This window comes from Pseudomonas fluorescens, from assembly GCF_902497895.1.
In the GTDB taxonomy this organism is placed as follows: domain Bacteria; phylum Pseudomonadota; class Gammaproteobacteria; order Pseudomonadales; family Pseudomonadaceae; genus Aquipseudomonas; species Aquipseudomonas fluorescens_BP.
In genome coordinates this window covers 1-3,197 of record NZ_CABVHQ010000145.1, presented here as the reverse complement: position 1 = coordinate 3,197, position 3,197 = coordinate 1, and the positions used below count along the sequence as shown (strand labels likewise).

Here is a 3,197-nt window from a genome sequence, read left to right as displayed (position 1 = left end):
GCTGCCAAATACTGTGGCGAGGGGGCTTGCCCCCGCTCGGCTGCGCAGCAGTCGTAAAACCGGCGGATGCGTTCTACCTGGAAAACCGCGATAGCCGGTTTTAGGGCCGCTTCGCGACCCAGCGGGGGCAAGCCCCCTCGCCACAGGTAGGGTGTTCGACCAGCGAGATATGTAGATACCTATGCCCAGAGGGGCGAGGGAGCTGATCTTGAGTGTCTGCCGATTTTCTGCGACCTGTGAAACCGAGTCGATTATGGATTCAATGAATTACATTCAGGTCGCAGCATATCTTAAGAAACCCACATTCTGCTCCCTCGCCCCCTTGGGGCGGTCCGACGTTTCGGGAGGGTTGGGGTGAGGGGTGGATCTCGGATCAGAACGCAGCATCCGGGACTGACTTCCCTTTACTGACTGGCATTTGGGCAAGCCCACAGGTTTTGCATGCACCCACAAACAACAAACCCGGCACTGGGCCGGGTTTGTTGTTCTCGGGTAACGCTTTACTTCACTGAACCAGCCGCCATCAGCGCCTGTTGCTCACTGCGCTTGTTCTTGATGCCGTAGCAGACCCACATGAACGCCACCCACACCGGGATCGCGTAGACCGAGATCTGGATGCCCGGGATCAGCAGCATGACGCCGAGGATGAACACTACGAACGCCAGGCAGACGTAGTTGCCATACGGGTACCACAGGGCCTTGAACAACGGCGTCTGCTTGGTGCGGTCCATGTGCTGGCGGAACTTGAAGTGCGAGAAGCTGATCATCGCCCAGTTGATCACCAGGGTCGCAACCACCAGCGACATCAGCAGTTCCAGCGCATGTTGCGGGATCCAGTAGTTGAGCAGCACGGCGACCAGGGTCACCGCGGCCGACGCCAGAATCGAGCGCACCGGCACGCCACGCTTGTCGATCTTCGCCAGCGCCTTCGGTGCATCGCCCTGCTCGGCCATGCCCAGCAGCATGCGGCTATTGCAGTAGGTGCCGCTGTTGTACACCGACAGCGCCGCGGTCAAGACCACGAAGTTGAGGATGTGCGCCGCGGTGTTGCTGCCGAGCATCGAGAACACCTGAACGAACGGGCTGCCGCTATACGCATCGCCGGAGGCGTTCAGACTGGCCAGCAAACTGTCCCATGGAGTCAGGGACAACAGCACCACCAGTGCACCGATGTAAAAAATCAGGATCCGGTAGATCACCTGGTTGATGGCTTTCGGGATCACGGTCTTCGGCTGGTCAGCCTCGGCTGCGGTGAAACCGAGCATTTCCAGGCCGCCGAAGGAGAACATGATGACGGCCATGGCCATCACCAGACCGCTGACGCCATTGGGGAAGAAACCACCGTGTTCCCACAGGTTGGTCACCGACGCCTGTGGCCCGCCGTTGCCGCTGACCAGCATGTAGCTGCCCAGGGCGATCATGCCGACAATAGCCACGACCTTGATGATCGCAAACCAGAATTCAGCCTCGCCAAAGACTTTGACGTTGGCCAGGTTGATCAGGTTGATCAGTACGAAGAACCCGGCTGCCGATACCCAGGTCGGGATGTCCGGTGCCCAGTAGTGGATGTATTTGCCGACCGCGGTCAGTTCCGACATGCCCACCAGGATGTACAGGATCCAGCAATTCCAGCCCGACAGGAAACCGGCAAAACCGCCCCAGTATTTGTGTGCGAAGTGGCTGAACGAGCCAGCCACCGGCTCTTCCACGATCATTTCGCCGAGTTGGCGCATGATCATGAACGCAATGAAGCCGCAGATCGCGTAGCCGAGGATCATCGACGGGCCGGCCGATTTCAGCACACCGGCGGAACCGAGAAACAACCCGGTACCGATCGCGCCACCGAGGGCGATCAGTTGAATATGGCGATTCTTCAGGCCGCGCTTAAGCTCGCCTGAATGCGAGTTTTGTCCACTCATGAAAAGGGTCTCACGCAAGGTTTGATGATGTTCGTTGGACGTTGCTGCTTGGGTACGAAATTAAGCAGCGGGGATCAAACCCCAGCGCAGGCACCAGGAGTTCAGGGTTTTTTTAACCGTCATGCGTCACCTGTTTGTTTTTATCTGTGACGAAATCGAACCCGACGCGCTTGTGACGCGGCGGAGTGAACAAGGCGGATAGCCTTGAGTTTATTGGCCTTGGGCAATCGAACGCAGTGCAGAGCAAACGAGTCATGACAGCCGACAGGCGCAAAATGCGCAGATACGCAGTTGAGTCACAGTTAAAACGCCGCGCATTGTACACCCGTAACCCGCTGCTGCCAGACACCGCCTGATCAGCGCGTCGGTGGCCGGGATGGCACGGGGCCGTCTCGCGGGTCGCGGACGGCGGCAATAACAGGGACGAACCGCTGGGGGCCGTCAGAGGCGACGATGGGGGTATCGTCGCTCGGAGAGAGTCGGTGGGAATGGATCATGGCGTACATTGCGCCTCCTTCTTGTTATGACCTGCACGACAGGCATGGCGCGCATAACACCCTCACCAGCGTCGGGAAACAACCGGGGTAGAGCCTTGTGGCCCCCCCTTCCGGCAAAAATTCGGCAGGTTTTCCTTACGCTGGCGAAAATTCGTCGATTCCATGGGTGAAAAGCGGAATATTCGTAAATATTTCATTACAAAGCGGAACACAAAATTTCCACTGCAGATCGGTCGAGGGATGGGGTTGTTGCTGCTGACGCCATCGCGAGCAAGCTCGCTCCCACAGTGGACCTGTGTTGATCGTAAGATCGCGAACACACTGAAGATCTAATGTGGGAGCGAGCTTGCTCGCGATGGCGGAGGCAGGAGCACCGCTGTTTCTACACAGTGATACGAAGAGTAAAAAAAAACGCCAACCCGAGGGTTGGCGTTTCTGCTTGTCGCTTGAAGCTCAAAGCTTACCGCTGCTTCACTCCGGCTTACGACGGCCAAAGCCTGGACGCTGGCCCGAACCGGCCGGTGCGCCACGGCGTTTGCCCGATGGCGCATCCTTGTCGACCAGGACAATGCCCGGACGCTTGGACTTCGGCGCTGGCTTGGCTGGGCGCTTGGTATCGGCCGGGCGCTCTGCCACTGGCGTACCGCGGCTGGAATCGCTGCGACCGCCTGCTGGCGCACCACGATCGCTACGACCGCCGGTTGGAGCACCGCGACCGGTAGCCGGACGCGGAGTGCGTGGACCGCGTACACCCTCCTGACGCGGTTCCGCAGGCTTGCGC

The 3,197-nt window shown here is 59.1% G+C and carries 1 protein-coding gene and 1 pseudogene; both read right to left on the bottom strand.

The window, feature by feature from the left end:
* Window positions 1-500: 500 nt before the first annotated feature.
* Window positions 501-1,919: an amino acid permease gene (locus F8N21_RS30160; protein WP_150645588.1), complete on the bottom strand. Its 1,419-nt coding sequence runs from the start codon at window positions 1,917-1,919 to the stop codon at window positions 501-503.
* A 968-nt stretch (window positions 1,920-2,887) separates the two neighbouring features.
* Window positions 2,888-3,197: pseudogene (locus F8N21_RS30150) on the bottom strand (23S rRNA pseudouridylate synthase B); the annotation flags it as partial.

What these genes read in the sequence shown, in the direction of transcription:
- F8N21_RS30160 (WP_150645588.1), bottom strand. Translation starts at nt 1,919, where the DNA reads ATGAGTGGACAAAACTCGCATTCAGGCGAGCTTAAGCGCGGCCTGAAG.